30 protein-coding genes and 1 tRNA gene are annotated in these 25,864 nt (G+C 61.1%); 20 read left to right on the top strand and 11 right to left on the bottom strand.

What is annotated here, in order from left to right:
- Positions 1-57 precede the first annotated feature (57 nt).
- Both M8997_RS21870 and M8997_RS21865 read right to left on the bottom strand, forming a co-directional pair.
- The gene (locus M8997_RS21870) at positions 58-423 is read right to left on the bottom strand and encodes a hypothetical protein (protein WP_250014560.1); all 366 of its coding nucleotides are present in this window, start codon (positions 421-423) and stop codon (positions 58-60) included.
- An 84-nt stretch (positions 424-507) separates the two neighbouring features.
- The gene (locus tag M8997_RS21865; RefSeq protein WP_250014558.1) at positions 508-1,119 is read right to left on the bottom strand and encodes a hypothetical protein; all 612 of its coding nucleotides are present in this window, start codon (positions 1,117-1,119) and stop codon (positions 508-510) included.
- A gap of 429 nt (positions 1,120-1,548) precedes the next feature.
- Here M8997_RS21865 and M8997_RS21860 point away from each other — a divergent pair.
- Positions 1,549-1,639: transfer RNA gene (locus M8997_RS21860), tRNA-Ser, on the top strand.
- A 224-nt stretch (positions 1,640-1,863) separates the two neighbouring features.
- Here the strand turns inward: M8997_RS21860 and M8997_RS21855 are convergent.
- The 5 genes from M8997_RS21855 to M8997_RS21835 all read right to left on the bottom strand — a co-directional run bounded on the left by M8997_RS21855 (position 1,864) and on the right by M8997_RS21835 (position 5,280).
- Positions 1,864-2,259, bottom strand: a complete 396-nt coding sequence (locus tag M8997_RS21855; RefSeq protein ID WP_250014556.1) for a type II toxin-antitoxin system death-on-curing family toxin — start codon at positions 2,257-2,259, stop codon at positions 1,864-1,866.
- The gene (locus tag M8997_RS21850; protein WP_250014554.1) at positions 2,249-2,419 is read right to left on the bottom strand and encodes a hypothetical protein; all 171 of its coding nucleotides are present in this window, start codon (positions 2,417-2,419) and stop codon (positions 2,249-2,251) included. The genes M8997_RS21855 and M8997_RS21850 overlap by 11 nt, the downstream gene beginning before the upstream one ends.
- 182 nt (positions 2,420-2,601) lie before the next feature.
- The gene (locus M8997_RS21845) at positions 2,602-3,534 is read right to left on the bottom strand and encodes a site-specific integrase (protein WP_250014552.1); all 933 of its coding nucleotides are present in this window, start codon (positions 3,532-3,534) and stop codon (positions 2,602-2,604) included.
- A gap of 329 nt (positions 3,535-3,863) precedes the next feature.
- Entirely contained in the window at positions 3,864-4,889 is a 1,026-nt protein-coding gene (locus tag M8997_RS21840) for a porin (protein WP_250014550.1), read from the bottom strand.
- 61 nt (positions 4,890-4,950) lie between these two features.
- Positions 4,951-5,280, bottom strand: a complete 330-nt coding sequence (locus M8997_RS21835; RefSeq protein WP_250014547.1) for a multidrug efflux SMR transporter — start codon at positions 5,278-5,280, stop codon at positions 4,951-4,953.
- 403 nt (positions 5,281-5,683) lie between these two features.
- Between M8997_RS21835 and M8997_RS21830 the strand changes: the two genes are divergently transcribed.
- The 3 genes from M8997_RS21830 (at position 5,684) to M8997_RS21820 (ending at position 8,367) form a co-directional block, all read left to right on the top strand.
- Positions 5,684-6,724 (top strand): porin, encoded by a 1,041-nt coding sequence (locus tag M8997_RS21830; RefSeq protein WP_250014545.1) that lies wholly within the window; start codon positions 5,684-5,686, stop codon positions 6,722-6,724.
- 203 nt (positions 6,725-6,927) lie between these two features.
- Positions 6,928-7,587, top strand: coding sequence for a BON domain-containing protein (locus tag M8997_RS21825; RefSeq protein ID WP_250014543.1), 660 nt, complete (start codon positions 6,928-6,930; stop codon positions 7,585-7,587).
- 135 nt (positions 7,588-7,722) lie between these two features.
- Positions 7,723-8,367, top strand: a complete 645-nt coding sequence (locus M8997_RS21820; RefSeq protein WP_250014541.1) for a 50S ribosomal protein L21 — start codon at positions 7,723-7,725, stop codon at positions 8,365-8,367.
- Here the strand turns inward: M8997_RS21820 and M8997_RS21815 are convergent.
- Both M8997_RS21815 and M8997_RS21810 read right to left on the bottom strand, forming a co-directional pair.
- Complete coding sequence (locus M8997_RS21815) at positions 8,356-9,246, bottom strand: alpha/beta fold hydrolase (RefSeq protein ID WP_250014538.1); 891 nt, start codon at positions 9,244-9,246, stop codon at positions 8,356-8,358. The two genes, M8997_RS21820 and M8997_RS21815, sit on opposite strands and share 12 nt — an antisense overlap.
- Positions 9,247-9,251: 5 nt before the next feature.
- Positions 9,252-11,357, bottom strand: coding sequence for a lytic transglycosylase domain-containing protein (locus tag M8997_RS21810; protein WP_250014535.1), 2,106 nt, complete (start codon positions 11,355-11,357; stop codon positions 9,252-9,254).
- 262 nt (positions 11,358-11,619) lie between these two features.
- On the opposite strand from M8997_RS21810, the gene dapA reads away from it, so the two are divergent.
- Positions 11,620-12,501: a 4-hydroxy-tetrahydrodipicolinate synthase gene (gene dapA / locus M8997_RS21805; RefSeq protein WP_250014533.1), complete on the top strand. Its 882-nt coding sequence runs from the start codon at positions 11,620-11,622 to the stop codon at positions 12,499-12,501.
- A 31-nt stretch (positions 12,502-12,532) separates the two neighbouring features.
- Complete coding sequence (gene smpB, locus M8997_RS21800; protein WP_250014530.1) at positions 12,533-13,021, top strand: SsrA-binding protein SmpB; 489 nt, start codon at positions 12,533-12,535, stop codon at positions 13,019-13,021.
- Here smpB and M8997_RS21795 read toward each other — a convergent pair whose 3' ends face one another.
- Both M8997_RS21795 and M8997_RS21790 read right to left on the bottom strand, forming a co-directional pair.
- A complete protein-coding gene (locus tag M8997_RS21795) occupies positions 13,022-13,681 on the bottom strand; it encodes a uracil-DNA glycosylase (RefSeq protein WP_250014528.1) in 660 nt (219 codons plus the stop codon).
- A gap of 72 nt (positions 13,682-13,753) precedes the next feature.
- Entirely contained in the window at positions 13,754-14,329 is a 576-nt protein-coding gene (locus M8997_RS21790; protein ID WP_250014526.1) for an NYN domain-containing protein, read from the bottom strand.
- Between the two features lie 372 nt (positions 14,330-14,701).
- On the opposite strand from M8997_RS21790, the gene rpoZ reads away from it, so the two are divergent.
- The 14 genes from rpoZ to M8997_RS21720 all read left to right on the top strand — a co-directional run bounded on the left by rpoZ (position 14,702) and on the right by M8997_RS21720 (position 25,673).
- Positions 14,702-15,103 carry a DNA-directed RNA polymerase subunit omega gene (rpoZ, locus tag M8997_RS21785; protein WP_250014524.1) on the top strand — a complete coding sequence of 134 codons (402 nt, stop codon included), beginning with the start codon at positions 14,702-14,704 and terminating at the stop codon, positions 15,101-15,103.
- A gap of 155 nt (positions 15,104-15,258) precedes the next feature.
- Positions 15,259-17,478 carry a bifunctional (p)ppGpp synthetase/guanosine-3',5'-bis(diphosphate) 3'-pyrophosphohydrolase gene (locus M8997_RS21780; protein ID WP_250014522.1) on the top strand — a complete coding sequence of 740 codons (2,220 nt, stop codon included), beginning with the start codon at positions 15,259-15,261 and terminating at the stop codon, positions 17,476-17,478.
- Between the two features lie 13 nt (positions 17,479-17,491).
- A complete protein-coding gene (gene pyrE / locus M8997_RS21775; protein ID WP_250014521.1) occupies positions 17,492-18,070 on the top strand; it encodes an orotate phosphoribosyltransferase in 579 nt (192 codons plus the stop codon).
- 60 nt (positions 18,071-18,130) lie between these two features.
- Complete coding sequence (locus tag M8997_RS21770; RefSeq protein WP_250014520.1) at positions 18,131-18,691, top strand: DUF2062 domain-containing protein; 561 nt, start codon at positions 18,131-18,133, stop codon at positions 18,689-18,691.
- On the top strand, positions 18,688-19,101 hold the full coding sequence (gene acpS / locus M8997_RS21765; RefSeq protein ID WP_250014519.1) for a holo-ACP synthase: 414 nt from the start codon (positions 18,688-18,690) through the stop codon (positions 19,099-19,101). The genes M8997_RS21770 and acpS overlap by 4 nt, the downstream gene beginning before the upstream one ends.
- Before the next feature lie 96 nt (positions 19,102-19,197).
- Entirely contained in the window at positions 19,198-19,986 is a 789-nt protein-coding gene (gene lepB / locus M8997_RS21760) for a signal peptidase I (protein ID WP_250014518.1), read from the top strand.
- Positions 19,987-19,993: 7 nt separating this feature from the next.
- Positions 19,994-20,710, top strand: a complete 717-nt coding sequence (rnc, locus tag M8997_RS21755) for a ribonuclease III (protein WP_250014517.1) — start codon at positions 19,994-19,996, stop codon at positions 20,708-20,710.
- The gene (gene era / locus M8997_RS21750) at positions 20,703-21,635 is read left to right on the top strand and encodes a GTPase Era (protein ID WP_250014516.1); all 933 of its coding nucleotides are present in this window, start codon (positions 20,703-20,705) and stop codon (positions 21,633-21,635) included. Before rnc ends, era begins: the two co-directional genes overlap by 8 nt.
- 18 nt (positions 21,636-21,653) lie before the next feature.
- Positions 21,654-22,388 (top strand): DNA repair protein RecO, encoded by a 735-nt coding sequence (gene recO, locus M8997_RS21745; protein ID WP_250014515.1) that lies wholly within the window; start codon positions 21,654-21,656, stop codon positions 22,386-22,388.
- A 27-nt stretch (positions 22,389-22,415) separates the two neighbouring features.
- Complete coding sequence (locus tag M8997_RS21740) at positions 22,416-22,958, top strand: PaaI family thioesterase (protein WP_250014512.1); 543 nt, start codon at positions 22,416-22,418, stop codon at positions 22,956-22,958.
- 182 nt (positions 22,959-23,140) lie between these two features.
- The gene (locus M8997_RS21735; RefSeq protein WP_250014510.1) at positions 23,141-24,550 is read left to right on the top strand and encodes a PTS galactitol transporter subunit IIC; all 1,410 of its coding nucleotides are present in this window, start codon (positions 23,141-23,143) and stop codon (positions 24,548-24,550) included.
- 15 nt (positions 24,551-24,565) lie between these two features.
- On the top strand, positions 24,566-25,027 hold the full coding sequence (locus M8997_RS21730) for a PTS sugar transporter subunit IIA (protein ID WP_250014507.1): 462 nt from the start codon (positions 24,566-24,568) through the stop codon (positions 25,025-25,027).
- 24 nt (positions 25,028-25,051) lie between these two features.
- Entirely contained in the window at positions 25,052-25,339 is a 288-nt protein-coding gene (locus M8997_RS21725; protein ID WP_250014505.1) for a PTS sugar transporter subunit IIB, read from the top strand.
- Positions 25,340-25,460: 121 nt separating this feature from the next.
- Positions 25,461-25,673 carry a hypothetical protein gene (locus M8997_RS21720; RefSeq protein WP_250014503.1) on the top strand — a complete coding sequence of 71 codons (213 nt, stop codon included), beginning with the start codon at positions 25,461-25,463 and terminating at the stop codon, positions 25,671-25,673.
- Positions 25,674-25,864 lie beyond the last annotated feature (191 nt).

Below are 25,864 nucleotides of genomic sequence, written 5' to 3'. Positions count from 1 at the left end.
CCTCCATGCGCACGAAAATTACAAGAATCGCTGCCGATTGCTGGCGCAAGGATAGGCTCAGGCCGGCCGCCGTCTCAGCCGCTCATTGCCGATTCGCAGTTTTTCCGCTTGCTTGAGCAGCGTATCGCGACAGGTGGCCGCATCGAGATCGTTCGGCTTGTGGCTTGAGGCGATCAATTCGCGCAGCCAGCCGCGCACCGTGCCATCGGCCTGTTCCGGCGAGCTGCCGAGATGCCTCAGCACCGTCTCGCTGCTCTCGATGGCGGAAAAATGCGGCTCGCGGCCAAGCGCCTCCTGGCATCGGTAGGAGGTGGTGACGAGGCTGCGCGCGTCATCGGTCAATCCGCCGCTCGCACCCGTGGTGGTGCATGCAGCGATGAACAATGCAGGCAAACCTGCCGCGACCAGCCTGATCAGATCCATGGCGCCCCCTTGGCCACAACCTAGCGGGCCGGCCCGGGCCTGTCGAGCGCTATGTGCCAGGTGGACCCGGCCCCGAGACACCGCTCAGAAGCGGTAGCGAATGCCGATCGTATTGGCGTTCGATGTTTCGCCCATGTCGCCGAAGGTGCCGCCGCCGCCGGAGCGGTGATGCAGCTGCCAGGTCAGTTCCAGATTGGGCGCGCCGCGCCAGCGGACCGACAGTTCGGGCCCGAGGAAGCCGATGAAGGAGGCGTCGCCATCATAGCGCGCCTCGCGTTCCTTCTCGATTTCCGTCTCGCCGGTGACCGCGCTGAGACCGGCGGTGAAGGCCGGCGAGATCACGATGTCGCCAATCACGAGGCCCTGATGCTTGAGCCGCACGCCGCCCCAGATTTCGCCCGATGTGTCGTCATCCTCGCCGAAGCGGATGGCCACGCCCGCGACGCCGCCAAGCAGGAAGCCGGCGCCGAGATCGAAGACATCGCGGCCATAGGTGACGCCGATAATGTAGTTGGACGTGTAGTCGGCACCGAAGATACTCAATGCGCCGCCGGCCGTATCGGTGGTGAAGGGCCCGCCAAAGAGCGTCACATCATTGCGCGTCGGCTTTTGCCCCGGCGCAAGGAATGGATCGGTGGTGGCAAAATAGATGAATGGCTCCCGTTCGGTGCTGGCTGCGGCTTTGTCTGCTGCCATGCTCGTGCTGATTGAGGAGCAGACAAGCGCTGCTCCGAGCGACGCTCCCAAGGCAATAGAGCGACACTGCTTCATGCTGGCCTCCATGGTCCAAGATCACTGCGATTCGCACCTATGTTACAAATTCGGAGCCGATTGGGAATCCCATCCATTGGTTAGGTGCGAGAACGGCCATGGCGATGATCGTCAGGCGAAAAGCGCTTTTCGGCCAGAGGTTTGAACTCGATTTTTCCCGTGAAATCACCGCCATCATATTGTGATTATTTCGCCACATTCATTCGCTTTTCGTCTTTTGGTTGCCGCAATGCAGCGTAAAATTGCAGGTCGATCCCGCACTTCGCCGAACCGGGCGAGGCTGGCGGCATTTTTTAAGTGGCACTGAAACAAAAACCTTGCCAAGGCGGGGTTTCATCTTTAGTCAGCGTCCTCGGAGAGGTGGCCGAGTGGTCGAAGGCGCTCCCCTGCTAAGGGAGTAGGGCTCAAAAGGCTCTCGAGGGTTCGAATCCCTTCTTCTCCGCCATTTTTCTTATGCAACCTGCTGACTTCGAAGCCTGTTTGTGCGACCTGGGTTTTCTTCCGGTCGCTTGGCGTGGCAGGCGGCGGTGCCGTCCTTCATGGGGCGGGCAGCCAAACCCATTCATGTTCCCGGCCTTGCGTTTCGGTTTGGCGAACCGGAACCGGCCCGCCTGGAGGCCCGGATACGCACTGCCGCTTCGAATGCCTCCTATCGGGACATCGAGTGACCTATATCTCGAAGACGTGTTCTATGAATTGACTCTGGAACCACATCTGAGAGGCTTTTCTCTCGATCACTTTCTTGAAGCTCGTGGCAAGATCGACCGTATCGGGCCCATCATAGATGAAGCCATTCTCGTGCAGGAAGGCCAGTCCGGATGTGAACCCCGTCCTCTTGTTGCCCTGCTCGAAGGCGTGCGCCTCTGCTATGGCAAACATCAGGCTGACGCCTAATGTTACGACGCTATATACGCTCCGGTAATGAAAAAGATTTTGAGGACGCACCAACGCGCCCTCCAGCTTCGGCTTCGACAGGAGAGCGTGATTTTCTCCCGTATCCTCAACATGGGCCTGATTGATTTCTACGACCGCCTTGAGCGGCAGCCATCTTGGCTCACTTGGCAAGTTCAGCGATTACCTTGGGGAATCGCTTGATAACGTCCTTGGTGAAGGCCGTATAATCGGTCTTGCTGGCCGTTGGGCGTGCGTCGAATCCGGTGTCGCTGTTCTGCGACTCGCGGGCATCTTTAGCCGTGTGAGTGAACGTATTTGTGTTGGAAACCATCACGCTCTCCCTTCATGCCAGATGTTTACGTGCGTGTGTCATACATATGTTGCGATATCCGCAACAAGTCAAGCAGACGGCGCTTTTCCGCCCAATCGCAAGCGCTCGAACCAGTCTCCAGCTGCAATCGACATCACAATGTTCCATCGCCGATTATCGGGCCGGTTCTGCTGAGCCAGACACTACGCCCGTTCCAATACTGCCACGCAGGCGTCGAGGTCGTTGGTGGCGAGGTGGGCGTAGCGCATGGTCATCGACAATGTCTGGTGGCCGAGCCAGATCTGGACGCGCCTGATGTCGATGCCGCCGCGCACCAGCCGCGAGGCGCAGGTGTGGCGCAATATATGCGGCACGACCTGGTCGTCCGCGCCAAGCCCGACTTGCTGCTTCGCCTCGTTCCATATGGCGCGGAAACGCACCTGGCCGAGCATGGCGTAAGGCCCTTTCAGCCGGCCATGCGGAATCTCGGTCGATTGCCGGGCGCGCAAGGTGAGGGGGACCGTGCGGCTGCGGCCGGATTTCGTCAGCCAGAATGTCGCGCGCGCCTGCTGCAGATCGTTCCAGGAAAGCCCGATCGCCTCGCCGAGGCGGCAGCCCGTATCGACGAGAAAGATGGCGAGCCGGTAACTGTCTTCGCAGCGCGACCTTATCGCCTCGAACAGCGCGAGTTCTTCATCCTGCTCGAGAAAGCGGATGCGGCCCTGACGCTCCTTCTGCCGTTGAAACTCCGGCAGGCCGTCAATATCGCCCATCTTCTGGGCTTTTCGAAGCAGCTTGCTCAAGGCCGCCATCTTCCTGTTGATCGTGGCATTGCTGTTGCCACGCTCGCGGAGCGTGCCCACCACATGGTCCAGCATCTCCTGCGTGAAATTGCTGAAGCGCCGGCCAATCAGAATCTCGCCCATCTCGCCGAGAAAGGAGCGCACATTCGTCTTGTGCGAGCCCTCATCCCAGAGGATGCTGATATAATTCGCCGCCAGATCATGCAGGCTGTGCTCCCGCCTGAGATGCAGCTTGCCCTGGCTCTGCGATGAATAGCGCAAATCATAGTCATACTGGACCGCAAAGGAGGGTTCGACCGCTCCGGCCGGATGGGAAATGGCTGAAATCAACATGCGGGCGACACCCTGGCATTAAAAACATCGATCGGTAAAATATGCGGAGAGTTGTACCCGCCTTCCCGAAAAACGCAATGCACCCAGCCATGCCACTTTAGAATGATAGACCTTCGTCCGATAAAACCATAACCGGTTCTATCGACCCTCCACGCCATCGATGTCGTTCCAGGCATTTCCAATCTCTCCTCGGTCCGCGACCGGTGCTGAAATCCTTTCTTCTCTTGAAATGAGTGCTGCGCTGCCAAGGCGGCGCTGAAAAATAGCCAATATGAAACGATCGTGAAAAAGCCGACGCCGGTCACCCGGCGTCGGTATGCGAGTTGTGATTAGAAGTTGCGCTGGAAGCGGATAATGCCGCCGAACTGATCTTTGGTCTTCTTTTCGTCCTTGTAGTCGATTTCCGGCGTGATGACGAAGCCATGCACGAGTTCATAATCGACGTTCAAAGAAGCAGCGATGGTTTCAGCTTCCGTATAGGCGAGCTGGCCATTGATCGTTGCCTTGTCGGACACCTTGGCGGAGAGACCACCCCAGACGGCCCAGTCGCCGGACCATGCACCGTAATAGTTCTTGATCTTGGCCTTGGTGTAGGCGTCAGACTGATAGCCAGCCATGATGAAACCGGTGATGCTGTCGCTGAAATTGGCATCCAGACGGAGCTTGCCGGCAAACTCTTCCACGACCGAGTCGTAGCCGACCACGCCGGAGATAGCGCCCCAGGCCTGCTTGAACTTCGCGCCCGCTACGACATGCGGCATGTAATCGGTGACCAGATGATCCTTGTCGCCCTGCTCCAGGCCGATGACGGCCGAGAAGCCGTTGCCGCCGGCAAAGGTGTAATTGACCTGGTTGGTCTTGTCGCCGTCATAGTCGATAAGGTCGTCGTTGATGACATTGCCGCCGCCGGTCCAACTGCCGAATACCGAATCGGTCACGCCGATGCGGAAGCCGCCAAGCTCGATGAATGCGTGCGGCAAGCCTACACTGTCAGCACCTTCGTCAACCGTGAATTCGGTCGCGATGTAGGAACGGAGCGTGCCGAGCTCAGTATCGGAGCGGGCATCGAAACGGACGACGCCGCGCGAGCGATGCTTGTAGCTATCGATTTCGGCATCGGTGTCGGTGTTGCGGCCCAGAAGATCGCCGCCTTTTACGTCGACGCGGACATAACCGTCGATCTTCAGGCAGGTCTCCGTGCCGGGGATGTAGAAGAAGCCGGCGCCGTAGGTGTCGCAAACGCGGACATATTCGACGGGCTCGGGTTCGGCGACGACAACTGCGTCTGCGGCGCGTGCGCCGGTTGCTGCAACGAGTACTGCAGCGGAGCCGAGAAGAAGGCTCTTGATGTTCATTTCTGACCTCCAGTCAAGATTCGGACTGGAGGCAGCGGAGAACGAGCCGTTTCAGCGGCGGTTAATGGCCGATCGTGCGGGAGAAGAGGTTGACGATGAGCACGCCCGCTATGATCAAAGCGAGGCCGATGACCGCCGCCAGATCGAGCGACTGCTTGAACCAGACGAGGCCGACGGCGGCGATGAGGACGATGCCTGCGCCCGACCAGATCGCATAGACGATGCCGACCGGCATGGTCTTGAGCGGGATCGACAGCAGGTAGAACGCCGCGCCATAGCCGGCGATGCAGATGAGCGACGGCCACAGCCGGGTGAAGCCATCGGCCTGCTTCAGCGCGGACGTGGCGATCACTTCGCAGACTATGGCAACAAGGAGGTAGAGATAAGTCATGTCAAATCACCATTGGGAGATTAGCCGGCGGCGAGGCGATTCGAAGGGAACAGCCGCGAAAACCGCCTCGAAATAGGCGATTCTCGGCGGCGCTGCCGTTCCGTTACCGGCATCGCAGGCGAAAATTTCGTTAAAATCCGGGTTACCTATATTAATGAGTGGTAAAGATATTCCACGGGAAGCGGCTATTTCGTGGCTTTTGTGCAACAGCACCTGGTCTACGAGCCGGGAGAGGATGCCCCGGCCGACATTCGCTGTTGAAAGAGTAGCGCTGCCGAGTATGGTCAATCGAGAGGAAGGGCGTTATCCGCATTTCTTCTGAGACTTAGGGGATGGGGGCAGGTTGTCCTTCAGCCAAATTGGAATGCCCAGACCCATTTTTAACTTTGACTGGAGGTCAGAAATGAACATTAAGAGCCTTCTTCTCGGCTCAGCTGCAGTTCTCGTTGCAGCAACCGGTGCACGCGCTGCCGATGCAGTCGTCGTTGCCGAGCCGGAGCCCGTTGAATACGTTCGCGTTTGCGACACGTACGGCGCAGGCTTCTTCTATATTCCGGGGACCGAAACCTGCCTGAAGATCAGCGGTTACGTACGTTACGACGCCAAGGCTGGCGACGATGCCTACACTGGCCTCGAGCGCGACACCTGGGCAAAGCGCAGCCGTGCAACTCTGCGCGTCGACGCTCGTAACGAGACCGAGCTTGGCACGCTGCGTTCGTACATCGAACTGCGTTACAACTTCGACGATGGCGCCAATGCCGACTCCGTCGAGCTGAACAACGGCTTCATCGAACTCGGCGGTTTCCGCGTCGGTGCAACCGATTCGCAGTTCACGTCGTACCTCGGCTACCTCGGCGACATCATCTCGGATGACGTCATCGAGCCAGGCGCATATGTTACCAACCAGATCAGCTACACCTTTGCCGGCGGCAATGGTTTCTCGGCAACGATCGGCCTCGAGCAGGGCGATGATGGCTGGGAAATCGAAGACTACATGCCGCATGTTGTTGCTGGTGCGAAGTTCGAGCAGGCTTGGGGCAAGATCGGCGCCGTTGCTGGTTACGACTCCGTGTCTGAAGAATTCGCTGGTAAGATCCGCTTGGACGTAAACTTCACCGACACTGTCTCGGCATGGGTACAGGGCGGCTACAAGTCCAATGGCGATGAGTTCCGTAACAACTACTTCGGTCGTTGGAATGGTGACTTCGCTGTCTGGGGCGGTATCGCTGCCAAGGTTTCCGAAAAGGCAACCTTCAACCTGCAGGGCGCATACGAAGACGACGGCACGTTCGCTGCCGCTGCCAACGTAGCTTACGAGCTGGTTCCCGGCTTCGTAATCACCCCGGAAATCAACTACACCAAGTTTGACGGCGATCGCGCCGACGAATTCGGTGGCGTGGACGACGCTTTCCAGGGCATCATCCGCTTCCAGCGCAACTTCTAATCCTTTCACGGATTATTGTTGAAAGAAGCCCGGCAGTGAAAACTGCCGGGCTTTCTTTATTCCGTGCCGCGAGTTGAAATTGCCGGGCACATGCGGCAGAACCTTGCTTCGTGACTTTTGGAGTTATGGGCCGCGTCGGGCGGCCGGGGGTCATGGGGCCGCGCCGGGCGGCCGGGCTGCGGCGATAGGGATAATAATGCGACATGCGCTCGATAGTTAGCTGGTTCTGGCCGGGGCTCATCACCATTGGCCTGCTGACCGTGCTCGCCGGCTGGTTTCTGGCCGGGCCGATCGACGAAAGGATAACGGCGGCGGCGACGACGGCACTGGAAGCGCAGCCCTGGGCCAGCGTGGAGGTCGATGGCCGCGACCTCATCCTCAAGGGCGTCGCGCCTTCGCCTGAAGATCTGGCGGCGGCGGTTCGGCTCGCGGATGAAACGCCGGGCGTGCGCATCGTCGACAACCAGACCACGCTGCTGCAACTGGCCGATCCATTTACCTTTGCCGTGACGAAATCCGATGATGGCGTGCTGCTTTCGGGCAATGTGCCCTATGGCGACATGCGCGCCAGGGTGCTGGATGCCGCCGAACTGGCCATGCCCGGCATTGAAATACTGGACGAACTGGCCGTAGCGCGCGGCGCGCCGGCGGATTTCCTCGACATGGCGAATTTCGCGCTCGTGCAGGCGGCGCAGCTGATCAATGGCGAGATCGAAATATCCGGGTCCGTCCTCACCATCCGCGGAGCCGTGGCTAACGCCGCAGCCCGCGCATCGGTGACGGAGGCGCTCCAGGCGGGGATTCCTGGACAATTGAGCCAGGGAGACATTAACCTGACGGTTCAGAATTCCAACGGCGGATAGGGGGATGTCGGCATGCTATATCTCATGGGACAATTATGGCTGTTTCTGATCGTGGCGCTGCTCGTCGGCTTCTATGTCGGCTGGGCAACCCATGACGGGCGTGGCGCCTGACATGATGCGGGGAGTATAAACGCCATGGTCATGTTTCTTCTGCAATCGCTGTTTCTCATCGCCGCCGCCTTCGTGATCGGCGCCGTCATCGGGCGCTTCTATCGGCATTTTTCACCCGGACAACCGTCTGCCGCCGCGGATTCGACCCGCGCCGCCGATGCTCGCCTTGCCGCCCGCGGCGCCTTGCCGACAGCGGCCGAGGAGGTGCGAAAATCGGCGGCGGACGCCGCTGCCATGGTTCCGCCGGCGGAGCCGGTGCCGCCAAAGCCGCTCAAGAGCCCGCCTGCAAAGCGGAAAACGCCGCAGGTCCAGGAAAATCGCTCGCATCCGCGCCAGATCGAGGCCAACAAGCCCTCGCTGCTGGCCAAGGCGCGGCGCGGCAAGGCCGACGACCTCACCCTCATCGACGGCATAGGCCCGGCGATCCAGACCCGGCTGCATGGTATCGGCGTATTCCACTTTGACCAGATCGCCAGCTGGAATGCCGAACAGGCGGCATGGATCAGCGACGAGATCGGCTTTTCCGGCCGGGCGACAAGGGAGAAATGGCCGCAACAGGCGGCGGGCTTCGTCAAGACCATAGCGCCGAAGGCAACCGTTGCACCGAAGGCAACGGCAAGGAACGCCGCGCCGAAAGCCGCAAAACCTCGGCGGAAATCAACGAAATAGATCGATATCCGCGCAGAATTGCGAAATCCGGGCGGGAATCTCTCCCGTTTCGAGCAGCGGCGCATGGCCCTGGCCCGGCACTTCCAGATATTGCATGGAGCGATGCAGCCGCCGCATCTCGTCCACGGTCTCACGCGTGACGAGGCTCGTATTCTCGCCGCGCACCAGCAAAAGCGGCAGCTGCGCCATCAGCGAGAATTGCGGCCACAGATCCGGAAGCTTCGCGCCGAAGTCGATGCCCTGCAGCGTATTGCGCAATTGCGGATCGTAATCCGGGACGATGAAACCATCGTCCTCGCGGTAGATCGCCATGGCGAAGCGGTTCCAGTCGGCGGCGTCCAGGGCCGGAAATGCCGCGCCGTGGACCTTGCGCTGCTGCTCGGCCGCCTCGGCCCAGCTGCGGATCGGCTCGGACGGGACGGAGAGGTAGTGCGCAATCTGCATCAGGCCGGCCGGGCTGATCTCCGGTCCGATGTCGTTCAATATGACGCCGGCGACAATGGCGGGCGCCATTGCCGCCAGGATGTGGGTGATCAGGCCGCCGCGCGACGTGCCGAGGAAGATGGCGCGCTCCAGGCGCAGGCCGGCAAGGCCGGCCAGTATGTCCCCGGCCTCGACGCCGACATTGTAGTTCGTCCAGACCGGATCGTAACCGGAACGGCCCCGGCCGCGATAGTCGAAGGCCACGACCATGCGCGGCCTCTCGGCCTGATTGGCGAGATGAAACGCCAGTTCGTGAAAATCGCGGCTGTTGCGGGTAAGGCCCGGCAGGCAGACGAGCGGCAGGCCCGCATCGCCGCCGCTTGCCGGGTAGATGCGGGCATAGAGGTCCAGCCCGTCGGCGGCCTTGTAGAAATGGTCGCGACAGGGCTGCGCCAAAGCTCCTAGCTCCGACCGGCCGTCAGGTCGCTCTCGATCCGGGCCTTGCCGGTCAGCCGCGCCTTGTAGACCTGGTAATTCTCCATGACGCGCTGAACGTAATTGCGGGTCTCGGTATAGGGAATGCGCTCGATCCAGTCGACGACTTCCTCGACGCTCTTGCCGCGCGGATCGCCATAGCGTGCCTTCCACTCATTGGCGCGCGTCGGGCCGGCATTGTACCCGGCAAAGGTCAGCACATAGGAACCGTCGAACTTGGCGATCTGCTCGCCGAGGAATTTCGCACCGAGCGTCGCATTGTAGGCCGCATCCGTGGTGAGGCGCGACTGCGAATAGGACATGCCCGCACGGGTTGCAACGCCCTTGGCCGTACCAGGCAGCAGTTGCAAGAGGCCGCGGGCACCCGCACTCGACACCGCGCCGGGGTTGAACTCGCTTTCCTGCCGGGCGATGGCATAGGCGAGGGCGGCGCCGGAGCCGGAAATATTGGCATTCTCGGGAATGGCGCCGATCGGATGCGACAGGGCGCCGACGTCGATGCCCCGCTGGGCCGCCGCCTTGCCGACGCGCAAGGCGACGAAATGATTGTTCTTGCGCTCCGCCATGACCGCGAGGAGGGCGAGTTCGCCCGGACTGTCGAGTTCCTGTGCCAGGCTCGAATAGAGCAGGGCGGCGCGGGAATCATAGCCTGCCTGCTCCAGCCGCTGGATGGCGCGCACGGCTTCGCGCTGGGCAAACCGGTTCCGTTCCGCATCCGTCGGGCGCGGATAGGGCAGTTGCAGCCCGGTCTGGCCAAGCTTGGCGGCTGCGAGCTGGCCGTAGAAGGTCGTGCCGTAATGGGCGGCGCGCGCATAATAATCGCGTGAATTGCCGCCGGCGCCTGCCTCGGCGGCGCGGCCGAGCCAGTAATAGGCGCGCGAGGCGGACATCGGCCGCGACGAGAGTTCGGCGATGCGGGCGAAATGGCGATGGGCCGTACGCGCATCGCGCAGTGCCCGCAGCGCATACCAGCCCGCATGGAATTCGGCATCGGCCGCCACCACCGGCGTCTCCGCGACGTGCATTGCGGCAACGCGGTAGGCGCGCTTGGCATCGCCGATATCGAGAAGCTCGCGCGAAAGCACGCGCCGCTCGGTCCACCACGCATCAGGATCGACCAGCGCGGCGGCATTGCGCGGCGCGGTATTGATCACATCGGCGGCTTCCTTGAACTTCTCCTGGCGGCGCAGATATTGCGCCTTGGCGAATATATAGGCCGGGTTGCCCTTCCAGCTCTCGTGCACGGCAGCGAGTTTCTTGCCGGCATCGGGCGATTTCTTCAGCACTGCCGCAAAAGCCTGGTACAGCGATTCCGCGTTGGAAAGCCCGGCGACCCGCCCGGCGGATTTCACCTTGCCCTCGTAGAGCATGGTCAGCATCCGCATCAGATGGTCTTCGCGTGCGATGACCTGCGAAAACTCCTTGAGGATCGCCGCTTCCTGGCCGTCATCCAGCTTTTTGGTGCGCCAGAAAGGCCCGAGAACCTGCCGGGCCCTCGCTGTATCGCCATTTGCGACATGGGCGCGGGCAAGGATGATCATGCCCTCGGGCGTCTGCGGCCTGGTATTGCCGAAGGCGTTGATGACGGTCGCGGCCGGCGGGTTCTCCTTGAAAAGCGCCCGCTCGGAATTGCTGCGGAATGTTGCCATGCCCGGCCAGCCCGGCAGTTCCGCCGCCGCTCTCGCGATCTCGGAACTCGGCAGGCCCGGCGCGTTCGACAGGCCGATCGCCCAGGTGAGGATATGGCGGTCGAGGGCGTTCTGCGGCAGGCCGTTGCGGATGGCGAGCGCGCGGCGCACATCTCTGGAAGAGAGCGCATCGAGACCGCTTTTCAGGCTCCCGGCCACAGCGGTCGGGCTCGAAGGCGGCTTGATGGCCGAAGTCGTCACCGGGTCCGGCGGCGTCACGGCCTGGATGGCCGGACTGACGCGGGTTTGCGTCGGCGCGAAGGGCTTCAGGGTCGGCACCGGCACTGCTGCCGGCGGTGTTGGAGCCTGGGCATGCGCGGTCAATGCCGCAGCCGGAAGGCCAAAGCCAAGAATGACGGAACGCAGAACAAGTTTTCTCAGCATACGGGCTACCAAATTCACGAAGGCGGGTCTTGAACGTCCCGCTCGGCGAGACGTAGACAGACAATAATGGCGGACCTATGAAAGCCTTCTTAACGGAACCTTACCGCGACAAGTAGATTGCAATCTTTCACTTCTGGCAAGTTGATAGTTTTCATCAAGGAAATCAACTTGTGCCAGCGGGCCTGCGCGATTATGGTGCGCCACCTTACGACCGTTCCGGTTTGAAACTGGCGGTTCGCATCATCAATACTCGGAGTTACCCATGCTGAAAGGCTCAATCACCGCACTCGTCACGCCATTCCTCGACAATGGTGCCTTCGACGAAAAAGCCTTTCGCGCCTTCGTATCCTGGCAGATCAGCGAGGGTACCAACGGCCTCGTTCCCGTCGGAACCACGGGTGAATCGCCGACGCTTTCCCATGCGGAACACAAGCGCGTGGTCGAAGTCTGCATCGAGGAAGCCGCCGGGAAAGTGCCGGTCATCGCCGGCGCCGGCTCCAACAATACCCGCGAGGCGATCGAACTCGCCGAATTCTCCGAGAAGGCCGGCGCGGACGCCATCCTCGTCGTGACGCCCTATTACAACAAGCCGAGCCAGCGCGGGCTCTACGAGCATTACAAGGCGATTGCCCAGGCGGTATCGCTGCCGATCATCATCTATAATATCCCCGGCCGCTCCATCATCGACATGACGCCGGAGACGATGGGCAAGCTTTCGAACGAATTCAAGCACATAGCAGGCGTGAAGGATGCAACCGGCAAGATCGAGCGCGTTTCGGAACAGCGGATCACCTGCGGCAAGGACTTCATCCAGCTTTCGGGCGAGGATGCGACGGCGCTCGGCTTCAACGCCCATGGCGGCGTCGGCTGCATTTCGGTGACGTCGAATGTCGCGCCGCGGCTCTGCGCCGAGTTCCAGGCCGCGACCCTGAGCGGCGACTACCCGGCCGCGCTGGAGATCCAGGACAAGCTGATGCCGCTGCACAAGGCGCTGTTCCTCGAGCCCAATCCGGGCGGGCCGAAATATGCCCTGTCCAAGCTTGGCAAGATGCAGAATGCGCTACGCTCGCCGATGGTGCAGATCGAGGCGGCGACCGCGGCCCGGATCGACGATGCCATGCGTCATGCGGGGCTGGTCAACTGACAAAAGGCCACGCAGTGCCTATATAGATCGCATGAACAAGCCAAAAACTGCCTCAAAGACACCGACGGTTCGCAAGATCATTGCTGAAAACCGCAAAGCGCGCTTCAATTTCGAGATTCTCGACACGATAGAGGCTGGCATCGTCTTGCAGGGCACGGAAGTGAAGTCGCTGCGCAACAACCAGTCGAACATTGCGGAAAGCTATGCGAGCTTCGAGAATGGCGAGTTCTGGCTGATCAATTCCTACATTCCGGAATATCTGCAGGCCAATCGCTTCAATCACGAGCCGCGCCGCCATCGCAAGCTGCTGGTCAGCCGCCGCGAAATGGCGCGCATGGCGCAATCGGTCGATCGCGAAGGCATGACCATCGTGCCGCTGAAGCTTTACTTCAACGATCGCGGCAGGGCCAAGCTGGAACTTGCGGTTGCGCGAGGCAAGAAATTGCACGACAAGCGCGAGACTGAAAAGCAGCGCGACTGGAACCGCGAGAAATCGCGTCTGCTGCGCGACCGCGGCTGATCACGCGTCGTTCTCGATCCCGTCGAGATAATCCCGCACATTGGCGAAGACGCTGCGGAACATCTGTTCCGTCAGCCGTCCCGTATTGGTGTTGTAGCGCGAGCAATGATAGCTGGAGAATAGCCGGACGCTGCCGATGTCGCTCTGGCCGCCATGGCTGAAAGGATGCCTTGCCACCGGCCGCGCCATGGCCCGCACGGTCGATTGATGCGCGATCGTGCCGAGCGTGACGATGGCGCGCAAGCGACCGAACCGCCCGATCGTCGGCGTGAGAAAGCGCCGGCAATTGCTGATCTCGCCGCCGACCGGCTTGTTTTCGGGCGGCACGCAGCGCACCGCATTGGTGATCGCCGCCCCGATCAGTTCCAGCCCGTCATCGGGGCGGGCAGCGAACTTGCCGCGCGAGAAGCCGAATTCATCCAATGTCCCATAGAGCAGGTCGCCGGCATAGTCGCCGGTGAACGGGCGTCCGGTGCGGTTGGCGCCGCGCAGGCCCGGCGCGAGGCCGACGATGAGAAGCCTGACCGAATCCGGTCCTTCGACCGGCAGGAAGGTCGGGACAGGGGCATTGTGCCAGCCCGGTTCTTTCAAGCGCCAGCCGGCGATGAAATCATGGAGCCGCACGCAGATCGGGCAATCGGGGGAGGGTTCGACACTCATGTGCCGTTAAAAGCACAATGCCGCACGGTTTTCCATGCGGCATTTTCCGGCGGCATTTTCTGGATGCGCCGATCAGTAGTCGGCCTGTTCTTCCTCGACCCTCTGGCGCTGCACGCGTTCGCTCGTTTCGCGGCCGATTTCGGTGCGCAGCGAGGTGAGGTCGATGAAGTGGTCGGCCTGGCGCCGCAGTTCGTCCGAGATCATCGGCGGCTGGGTGGAAAGCGTCGACACGACGCTGACCTTGCGGCCCTTGCGCTGGAGCGCCTCGACCAGCGAGCGGAAGTCGCCATCGCCGGAGAAGATGACGAAGTGGTCGACCGTATCGGTCAACTGCATGGCATCGACGGCAAGCTCGATGTCCATATTGCCCTTGATCTTGCGGCGGCCGGCGGAATCGGTGAATTCCTTGGCGGGCTTGGTGACGACCTTGTAGCCATTATAGTCGAGCCAATCGATCAGCGGCCGAATGGATGAATATTCCTGGTCCTCGACGAGCGCCGTGTAATAATAGGCGCGAAGCAGGTAACCGCGCTTTTGAAAAGCTGCCAGAAGCTTGCGATAATCAATATCGAAACCGAGTACCTTTGAAGCTGCGTAGAGATTTGCACCGTCGATGAACAAGACAATCTTTTCACGGGGATCAAACATAATATGGTTCCATTTCGAAAATTCGAGCGTCAATTCAAATGAGCTTGATCTCTCAAGTAGCCCGATCTGATCTTATACGAAAGTCTTAATATATCAGTAGGGCGACTTGTCGCAAATGCCAATACCCATTGCGCTAAATTTGTACAGATAACTGGACATAGCTGTTAAATGTTCCGTGAGGAAGTGAATTAGCCGTGACCGGGTCCTGTGGGCCATCGGTCGATCACGCCGCCCGATGGGATTGCACGGCGAATTGACCGGTGGCGGCGGCACGAATCCATGTCGATTTGAGCGCTTTTACTTGTTTTTTGCCGGCAACCGCGTTATGTGCGCATTAATCCGCCAATTCTTGAAAAATGAAAGGGGCAGTTCATGGCCCGCGTCACTGTTGAAGATTGCGTTGACAAGGTAGAGAACCGCTTCGAGCTGGTGCTGCTGGCAAGTCATCGCGCCCGCCTGATTTCGCAAGGCGCCGCGATCACCGTCGACCGCGACAATGATAAGAACCCGGTTGTCGCCCTGCGTGAGATCGCAGACGAGACCCTGTCTCCCGGCGACCTGAAGGAAGACCTGATCCATTCGCTGCAGAAGCATGTCGAAGTCGACGAGCCCGAAGCAGCCGCCGCAGCGCCCCAGCTGATCACTGCCGAAGGCGAGACCGTCGAGACGGCGAGCGATGCCGACGACAATGTTTCCTTCGACTCCATGTCGGAAGAGGAACTGCTTGCAGGCATCGAAGGCCTGGTGGCACCGGAAAAGAGCGACGATTACTGATCAAGTCGCGGTCAACGCGATAGCGGCCGCAAGGCCTTGATGCGTCGCACGAAACTGCGGCGCATTATTTTTGCGCATTGCCGCGCAAATGCCCATATAGACGGCGCAGATGCCAATCTGTGCCAGTATTAGTGTAATCCCGGAGGTGTGCGCCCATGATGCGTCAGTATGAGCTTGTCGAGCGTGTCCAGCGTTACAAGCCTGACGTGAATGAGGCGCTGCTCAACAAGGCATATGTCTATGCCATGCAGAAGCATGGTACGCAGAAGCGGGCTTCCGGCGATCCCTATTTCTCCCATCCTCTCGAAGTCGCGGCGATCCTGACGGACATGCATCTGGACGAGGCGACCATCGCCATCGCGCTGCTGCATGATACGATCGAGGATACTTCGGCGACGCGCCAGGAGATCGATACGCTGTTCGGGCCCGACATCGGCAAGCTCGTCGAGGGCCTGACCAAGCTGAAGAAGCTCGATCTCGTTTCCAAGAAGGCGGTACAGGCGGAGAACCTGCGCAAGCTGCTGCTGGCGATTTCCGACGATGTGCGCGTGCTTCTGGTGAAGCTTGCCGACCGGCTGCACAATATGCGCACGCTGAACCATGTTCCCGAGGACAAGCGCCTGCGCATTTCCGAGGAAACGATGGACATCTATGCGCCGCTGGCCGGGCGCATGGGCATGCAGGACATGCGCGAGGAACTGGAGCAGCTCGCCTTCCGCCATATCAATCCGGAAGCCTTCAATGCGGTGACCAACCGCCTTGCCGAGCTGATGGAGAAGAACCGGCCGACGCTGCAGCAGATCGAGACCGACCTTTCCACCCTGTTCGCCCAGCACGGCATCAAGGCCAGCGTCAAGAGCCGCCAGAAGAAGGCCTGGTCGGTATTCCGCAAGATGGAGAGCAAGGGCCTCTCCTTCGAGCAGCTGTCGGATATTTTCGGCTTCCGCGTCATCGTCGATACGGTCGGCGATTGCTACAATGCGCTCGGCATCATCCATACCACGTGGTCGATGGTGCCGGGGCGCTTCAAGGATTACATTTCGACGCCCAAGCAGAACGATTATCGTTCCATCCACACGACGATCGTCGGTCCGTCGCGGCAACGCGTCGAACTGCAGATCCGCACGCGCGAGATGGACGACATCGCCGAATATGGCGTGGCGGCGCATTCCATCTACAAGGATCGCGGCAGCGCGCAGAACCCGCATGTCATTTCCACCGAGACCAATGCCTATGCCTGGCTGCGGCAGACCATCGAGGCGCTGGCCGAGGGCGACAATCCGGAAGAATTCCTCGAACATACCAAGCTCGAGCTTTTCCAGGACCAGGTGTTCTGCTTTACGCCGAAGGGGCGGCTGATCGCCTTGCCGCGCGGCGCGACGCCCATCGATTTCGCCTATGCCGTCCACACCAGCATCGGCGACAGCTGTGTCGGCGCCAAGGTCAATGGCCGCATCATGCCGCTCATGACCGTGCTGCATAATGGCGACGAGGTGGAGATCATCCGCTCCAAGGCGCAGACGCCGCCAGCCGCATGGGAAGCGCTCGTGGTCACCGGTAAGGCGCGCGCCGCCATCCGCCGGGCGACGCGGCTTGCGGTGCGCAAGCAATATTCCGGCCTCGGCATGCAGATTCTCGAACGGGCCTTCGAGCGCGCCGGCAAGGTCTACTCGCGCGACGAACTGAAGAAGGGCCTGCCGCGACTGGCCCGCAAGGAGATCGACGACGTGCTCGCGGCGGTCGGCCGGGGCGAATTGCCGTCCTCCGATGTCATGAAGGCGGTCTATCCGGAGTATCAGGACGCGAAACCCAAGCCGTCGGCGACGGAGCGCGAGGAGGGCTGGGTGAATTTCCGCAACGCCGCCGGCATGATCTTCAAGATGCCCGAGGGCGCGGAAGCGGCCGGCGTCGAGCCGGGCGGCCCGCAGGCGCTGCCGATCCGCGGCGCCAGCGCCGACATGGCGGTGCATTTCTCGCCCGAGGGCGCGGTGCCGGGCGATCGCATCGTCGGCATCCTGCAGCCCGGCTCCGGCATGACCATCTATCCGATCCAGTCTTCCGCGCTGATGGCCTATGACGACCAGCCGGAGCGCTGGATCGACGTGCGCTGGGATGTGGACGAGAGCCGCCGCGACCGGTTTCCGGCGCGCATCAGCATTTCCGCGATCAATGCGCCGGGTTCGCTGGCCGAGATCGCCCAGATCATCGCCGATAGCGAGACGAACATCCACAATCTCTCGATGGTGCGCTCGGCGCCCGACTTCACCCAGATGATCGTCGATATCGAGGTGTGGAACCTGAAACATCTCAACCGCATCCTGTCGAAACTCAAAGAGAGCAAATGCGTGAGCGATGCGCAGCGCGTGAATGGCTAAGCAAGGGGGCAACATGAACACCGAAGAAGTACTGGACGTCTTTCGCGAGGCAGGGGCCATCCTGCACGGCCATTTCATCCTGACTTCGGGGCTGCGCAGCCCCGTTTTCCTGCAGAAGGCCCGCGTTTTCATGCATGCCGACAAGACGGAGCGCGTGTGCAGGGGCCTTGCGCAAAGGATCAGGCAGGCGGAACTCGGCCCGATCGACTATGTGGTCGGCCCGGCCATCGGCGGCATCATCCCGGCCTATGAGACCTCGCGCCATCTCGGCGTGCCGGCGATCTGGGTGGAGCGGGAAGGCGGCACGTTCAAGCTGCGCCGGTTCGACATCGCCAAGGGCGCGCGCGTCGTCATCGTCGAGGATATCGTGACCACCGGGCTTTCCATCCGCGAGACGGTGACCTGCCTCAGGGAACTCGGCGCCGAAGTCCTGGCCGCCGCCTGCATCATCGACCGTTCCGCCGGCAAGAGCGAGATCGGCGTTCCTTTGATTGCGCTGGCGGAATATGAAGTTCCGGCTTATCCTGCCGACCAGCTTCCACCGGAGCTTGCCGCAATTCCGCCGGTCAAGCCCGGTAGCAGGAATATATAGCAGGACTATACGGACCTGCCGGGCCGGCAAGAGCCCGGGGCTGAAAGGGATGCGTTCAACATGCTGTTCAAGCAGCGACATAGGCCTGGAATAGGCGAGCGCCTGCGCCTCGCATTGTGGCCGCGCCGGTCTGTCAGCCGGTCGCTGCGCTATTTCGGCAAGCGCGTCCTGCGCCTGCGGGCTACGCCGCACGCCATTGCGGCGGGCTTTGCCTGCGGCATTTTCGCGGCCTTCATTCCGCTCCTCGGCATCCATATCGCGGTGGCGCTCGCCGTCGCATGGCTGATCGGCGGCAACATGGCCGCTGCCATATTGGGCACGACGCTGGGCAATCCGCTGTTTCTGCCGTTCATCTGGGCGGCAACGCTCGAAACCGGGCGCTTCGTCATGACCGGCAGCTTCAGCGGCGATCCGATGCCGGAGCATCTCGGCGCCATGCTGCATCATCTCGATTTCGGAACGCTCTGGCATCCGCTCTTCGAACCCATGCTCATCGGCGCGGTGCCGCTCGGCCTCGCCGCAGGCCTCCTGGCCTATTTCCCCGTCCGTTGGGCCGTTGCCGGTTTCCAGAACAAGCGGACGCCCGCCTGCCGGCTGCAAAAAATGGCTGAGACTTCATGATCATCGGAATTGGCAGCGATCTCATCGACATACGCAGGATCGAAAAGACGCTGGAACGTCACGGCCAGCGGTTCATCGACCGGGTCTATACGCCGGTCGAACAGGCCAAGTCCGAGCGCCGCAAACAGCGCGCCGCTTCCTATGCCAAGCGCTTCGCCGCCAAGGAGGCCTGCGCCAAGGCCCTGGGGACAGGGCTGTCGCAGGGCGTGTTCTGGCGCGACATGGGTGTCGTGAACCTGCCGAGCGGGGCGCCGACGATGCGGCTCGAAAACGGCGCGGCCCGGCGTCTGGAGAAGATCGTGCCGCCGGGCCATACGCCGCGCATCCATCTGACCATCACCGATGATTTCCCGCTTGCACAAGCATTCGTGATCATCGAAGCGGTTGAAACTTCGAAAATCGAAGAATAGCCGTAATCAAACGCCAAAGAGCGCGATTGAAGCGCATTGCCCCGCAGGCCCCCAGCGGCTAAGAGAGGCAAATTCAGTTATGGAGATATGTGAAGCGTGAGCGATAAAGCTGTTGTAAAGAATTCCGGTGGTCTCGGCGAGACGATCAGCGTTATCGTGCAGGCGCTCCTGCTCGCACTGGTTATCCGCACGCTCCTGTTCCAGCCGTTCAACATTCCATCGGGATCGATGCGCCCGACGCTGCTGGAGGGTGATTATCTCTTCGTCTCGAAATTCTCCTATGGATATTCGAAATATTCGATCCCGTGGTCGCCCAACCTGTTCTCCGGCCGTATCTGGTCCGGCGAGCCGCAGCGCGGCGATATTGCCGTGTTCCGCAAGCCCAGCGATACATCGCTCGATTTCATCAAGCGCGTGATCGGCCTGCCCGGCGACCGTATCCAGATGCGCGCCGGCGTGCTCTACATCAATGATGTCGCAGTGCCGCGCGAGAAGGTCGGGCAGATCAGCAATCCCGATGTCACCGCATCCAACCAGCCGGTCGATGTCTATCGCGAGACGCTGCCGAACGGCATCACCTATGACACGCTCGACCTGTCGCCCAATGGCTACAGCGACGATACGCGCGAATTCGTCGTCCCCGCCGGACATTATTTCATGATGGGCGACAATCGCGACAATTCCAGCGACAGCCGCGTGGATGCGTCCGAGGGCGGCGTCGGCTATGTGCCGCTGGAAAATTTCATCGGTCGCGCCAATGTCATCTTCTTCTCGATCGCCGGCAGGGCGAGCCCGCTGGCCATCTGGCGCTGGCCTTCCGAGATCAGGTTCGACCGCTTGCTGCACAGTGTGAATGCGGCTCCGAATTCGGTCGAGAACAATTGACACGCCTATGAGCCTTTCCGCCGACTCGGTCCGGAGACTGGAAGAGAAGACACAGCACAAGTTCCTCGATCTTGGCCGGCTGGAGCGTGCGCTTACCCATGCAAGCGCCCGTTCCTCGGCAGGCTCCGATTATGAACGGCTGGAATTCCTCGGCGACCGCGTGCTCGGGCTCGTGATCGCCGACCTTCTGTTCCGCGCCTATCCGACGGCGACCGAGGGCGAATTGTCCCTGCGGCTGAACTCGCTGGTGAACGCCGATACCTGCGCCTCGGTGGCCGACGATATCGGCCTGCACGAATTCATACGCACCGGCGCCGATGTGAAGGGGCTGGCGGACAAGCGGCTCCGCAGCCTTCGCGCCGACGTGGTCGAATCGCTGATCGCGACGATCTATCTCGATGGCGGACTGGAGGCGGCGCAGCCCTTCATAGAACGCCATTGGAGCGAACGCTCGCGTCAGGTAAACTCGGCCCAGCGCGACCCGAAGACGGAATTGCAGGAATGGGCCCATCAGCAGGACGGCGCCCAGCCGCTCTATGAAGTGATCGAGCGTACCGGACCCGACCATGATCCGCAGTTCACGGTGAGGGCGAGCGTCAAGGGATTTGAACCGGCGATAGGTATGGGCCGGTCGAAGAGAATTGCCGAGCAGGAAGCCGCAATGGCCCTGCTTTTCAGGGAAGGCGTTCGGCAGAGAACGCAGGAAGATACAGCAAATGGCTGAACAGGAACAAACGCCGCAGACCCCGGGGGAAGGGCCGACCCGCTCCGGTTTCATCGCGCTTATCGGCGCGCCGAATGCGGGCAAGTCCACCCTGGTCAACCAGCTGGTGGGCAGCAAGGTCTCGATCGTCACGCACAAGGTGCAGACCACGCGCGCGCTGGTTCGCGGCATCGTCATCCATGACAATGCGCAGATGGTGCTGGTGGATACGCCCGGCATCTTCAAGCCGAAGCGGCGCCTCGACAAGGCCATGGTCACCACCGCCTGGGGCGGGGCCAAGGATGCGGATATCATCCTCGTCCTCATCGATGTCGAGCAGGGCATCACCGAAGAGGTGGAACGGCTGCTCTCCGGTATCAGGGAGAGGCAGCGCAAGGTCATCCTCGTCCTCAACAAGGTGGATCGGATCGAAGCGCCCAAGCTCCTGGAACTGGCCAGGCAGGCCAATGAAATGGTGCCTTTCGACCGGACATTCATGATTTCCGCCCTCAAGGGCTATGGCTGCAAGGACCTGCTGAAATACCTGGCCGACAATCTGCCGGAAGGGCCGTGGTACTATCCGGAAGACCAGATATCCGACATGCCGATGCGCATGCTGGCGGCCGAGATCACGCGCGAGAAGCTCTATCTGCGCCTGCATAATGAGCTGCCCTATTCCTCCACCGTCGAGACCGAGAGCTGGGAGGAAAAGCCGGACGGCTCCGTCCGTATCCAGCAGGTGATCTATGTGGAACGCGACAGCCAGAAGAAGATCGTCCTCGGCCATGAGGGACAGGCGATCAAATCCATCGGCCAGGCCTCGCGCAAGGAGCTGATGGAAATCCTGGAGCAGAAGGTGCACCTGTTCCTCTTCGTCAAGGTTCGTGACAATTGGGGCAATGATCCCGAGCGCTATCGGGAAATGGGCCTTGAATTTCCGCGATGATGGCGTGAATCTCGTCCGATGGAATGGCGCGACGAAGGCATAATCCTCGGAGCAAGGCGGCATGGAGAAACGAGCATCATCCTCGAGGTGATGACCCGCGACCATGGCCGCCATCTCGGCCTCGTCCGCGGTGGCAGGTCGCGCCGCATGCAGCCGATGATCCAGCCCGGCAATCGCGTCGATGTGGTCTGGCGCGCCCGCATGGACGAGCATCTCGGCATGATGCAGGTCGAGCCAGTCAATTTTGCCGCTGCACGGCTGATCGAGCAGCCCGTGGCGCTGTTCGGGCTTCAGCTCGCCGCCTCGCATCTGAGGCTTCTTCCCGAGCGCGATCCGCACCGCAACCTGTTCGAGACGCTGGCGGTCATCCTCGAACACAGCGAGGATTCGCTGGTGGCGGGCGAACTGCTGCTGCGGTTTGAAATCGCCATGCTGGAGGAACTGGGCTTCGGCCTCGATCTCAGGCGCTGCGCCGCAACCGGCAGCGCCGAAGACCTGGCTTATGTCTCGCCGAAATCCGGCCGGGCCGTGTCGCGCGAGGCGGGCGCGCCATGGGCCGGGAAACTGCTGGCGATGCCGGCCTTCATGGTCAGTACCAATGTCCGCGCCGCCTCCTTGCCGGAGCTCGTCGACGCTTTCCGGTTGACCGCCTTCTTTTTCTCCCGGCATGTATGGGAGCCCCGCGCCCAGAAGCCACCGGAAGCGCGGGACGGCTTCCTCAATGCCCTGGCGCGTTCGTTGCAGGCAGCCTAGATTCCGCGCCGGCACACCGGATCTGCCATGAGCCCAGACATCAACGATGACACTAACCGTGACGTGAGCGAGGCGATCACCTTCCCGAGCGGCGTCGGCCTCCTGCCATTGGGCGACCTTGCGACGCGGGGCGGGCTGGAAATATTGCAGGCCATGCTGCGCGGCGAATATCCCGCGCCGCCCATGGCGCAGACGCTGTCGTTCACTCTGCATGAGGTCGAACAGGACCGTGTCGTCTTCAAGGGACTGCCTTCGCCCGAGCACCGCAATCCGATGGGCGGCATCCATGGCGGCTGGATCGCCAGCCTGATGGATTCTGCGCTGGCCTGCTGCATCATGACCACCTTGAAGCCCGGCGAGGCCTATACGACGGCGGAATTCAAGATCAATCTCGTCAGGCCGCTCACTGCCGGCATGGGCATGGTCTATTGCGAGGGGCGTCTCATCCATCGCGGCAGGACGCTGGCGACGTCGGAGGCTTTCCTGCGCGATGCGAGCGGCAAGTTGCTCGCTCACGGCACCGAAACCTGTGCAATCTTCCCGCTGGAGAGCTTCATGCGCGGCAAATGAGTCGAAAACCGCGCGGAATCTGTTGAAACTCTGCAACTGCATCGACGCAACGAACGATCGAACCCGTCACCGGCCGGCCGGCGCGTTGACTCGATCAATTGTATGTGATGAACTTTCATTCGTCACAAAATGCAAAAGTTCTGTGGCGAATCAGGGGCGGTGGGGAGCCGCGGGGAGGAATAATGGATAGTTTCTTGACCGGCCTTAAGGCCGCTGTCGACGCAATGGGACCGACTGTCCTGTTGCCGATCGTGATTTTCATCATAGCGCTGGTACTCGGGGCGAAGATCGGCAGGGCGTTCCGCGCCGCGGTCACCATCGGCGTCGCCTTCATCGGCATCAATCTCGTGCTTGGGCTGATGCTGACGTCCATCGGCGACGTCGCCAAGGCGATCGTCACGAATACCGGCATTCAGCGCGATATCGTCGATGTCGGCTGGCCATCGGCGGCTGCCATCGCCTTTGGCTCTTCGGTGGGCCTCTGGGTCATCCCGATAGCCATCGCCGTCAATATCGTGCTTCTGCTGACGCGGCTCACGCGCACGCTGAACGTCGACGTATGGAACTTCTGGCATTTCGCCTTCATCGGCTCATTGGCGGTCGCCGCGACCAACAGCCTTGCCTATGGCCTGATCGTCGCGGCGCTGATGGTGGCGCTCACCCTGCTGTTCGCCGACTGGTCGGCACGGGCAGTGCAGAAATTCTATGGCATTCCCGGCATTTCGGTGCCGCATCTGGCTTCGGCGCAGATCCTGCCGATTGCCATCATCCTCAACTGGATCATGGACCGCATTCCCGGCCTCAACAGGATCGAACTCAACACCGAGACGTTCGAGCGCCGCTTCGGCGTCTTTGGCGAGCCGGTCATCCTCGGCCTCGTGATCGGCCTCGTCCTTGGCGTCATCGCCTATTACAATGCGGGCGATTTCGGAATCGTGCTGACCAAGGTCCTGCAAACCGGCATGACGCTCGCCGCGGTGATGCTGCTCCTGCCGCGCATGGTCAAGATCCTGATGGAAGGCCTGCTTCCGGTATCGGAAGCCGCGCAGGAATTCGTCCGCAAGCGCACCGGCGACCGCGAATTGCTGGTCGGCCTCGATTCGGCGATCCTGATCGGCCATCCGGCGGCGATTTCCTCGTCATTGATCCTGGTGCCGATCGCGATCATCCTGTCGGTCATCCTGCCGGGCAACCGCGTCATCCTCTTTGCCGATCTCGCGGTGATCCCGTTCATCGTGGCGATGACGGCACCGCTCCTGAAGGGCAATGTCTTCCGCATGGTCATCGTCGGCACGTTCACATTGGCGGTCGGCTTCTACGTCGCCAATGCGCTGGCACCGCTCTTCACCGCGGCCGCCCAGTCCTCCGGGTTCGAAATGCCGGCCAATGCCGTGCAGATCACCAGCGTCGTGGATGGCTTCCTGTGGATCCCCTATGTGGTGATCTCCCTGATCAACAATCTGGGAGCCATCGGCCTCGTCGTCCTTGCCGCCATCATTGCCGCCGCATTCTGGGCCTATCGCAGGAACACGGCGGCATGGGAACGCGCGGCCGGCGCGGACAGCGATACTGCCGGCGAAACGGCATCATAGACTGGAGCAGCAATTATGGCGCAAGCCTTGATCGAACATCTCGACCCCGGGGCAATCCTCCTCGGGGTCAGGGCGGCTTCCGACCGCGAGGTCATAGAACTGCTGGCCGAACGGCTCTTCGCCCTCGGCTATGTCAGGGAGAGCTATGGCGAAGCGGTCCTTGCCCGCGAGGCGAGCCTTCCGACGGGCCTGCCGCTCGGCGCGGATGGCAATGTCGCCGTGCCGCATACGGACCCGGAACATGTCCTGAAGGCAGGCATTGCCTTCGCCAGTCTTGCCGAGCCGGTGGAGTTCGCCAATATGGAAAACCCTGAGGAGAAGCTGAAGGTAAGGCTGGTTTTTCTCATGGCGCTCAACGATAAGGACAAGCAGATCGAGCTGCTGCAGGAGATCGCCGGGACGATACAATCGCCCGAACTGATCGCGGCGCTCGGCCAGGCAAAATCAACGCAGGACGTACTGCAGCTTCTGCGTTAGGCTGACAATCAAAAGGGGGAGCAAATGAACAAGCAGAAGACTGTGCTTTTCGCATGCGGGACCGGCATAGCCACTTCGACGGTGGTGGCCCATGCTGTCGAGGACGCATTGAAGGAACGCGGCATTCGCATCAATACGCGCCAGTGCAAGGCAACGGAAGTTGCGAGCAATATCGACGATGTCGATCTGGTCGTCTCGACGGCGCAATTGCCGAAAGACCTCGGCAAGCCCAGCATCACCACGCTGGCCTTCCTGACCGGTATCGGCAAGACGGATGTGCTCGATCAGATCGAGGCAGCGCTGCGCGATTGATCCTCGCGACAGGCAGGCGCCAGAGGGCAGGGCCGCGCGCTTATTCCGGAGTGCCACGGTTGAATAAACCCCGGCACGGTCTAAATAAGCTCGAAGACTTGAGCTTTCGAAAGGATTACCCATGCGCATGACACTGCCGGTTCTGGCCCTTGGACTTGTAACACTGGCAGGCTGCGCCAATTCGGGCAGGGTGAGCCCGCTGGTCTGGTGCGACCGGCCGACCGATTTCAATGCGAAGGTCTTTACCGATTGCACCCCGCGCATCGGTGGCGACAGCCCGCGCAAGCGCGAGCGTTCCGAACGCCGTTACCGTGGCGATTACTGGCGCAACTGATGATTTTAAAGCTCGTTTCCGCAACCGAATCGCGGGGTTCTGCGGCGGCTGCGAAGGCGCTTTTTGCGGGCGAGGAGAAATTACGGCCTTGAAGCCGGCGAATTTATCGCCTAATTAAAGGAAGAACGGCGCTGCCGTTTTTCTTTTGATCGTAAATATGCTCAAAGTGAGTATAAATGATCGCGGTGCGG

This window comes from Phyllobacterium sp. 21LDTY02-6 (assembly GCF_023554255.2).
In the GTDB taxonomy this organism is placed as follows: domain Bacteria; phylum Pseudomonadota; class Alphaproteobacteria; order Rhizobiales; family Rhizobiaceae; genus Phyllobacterium.
This window is presented reverse-complemented; position numbering and strand designations above follow the sequence as displayed.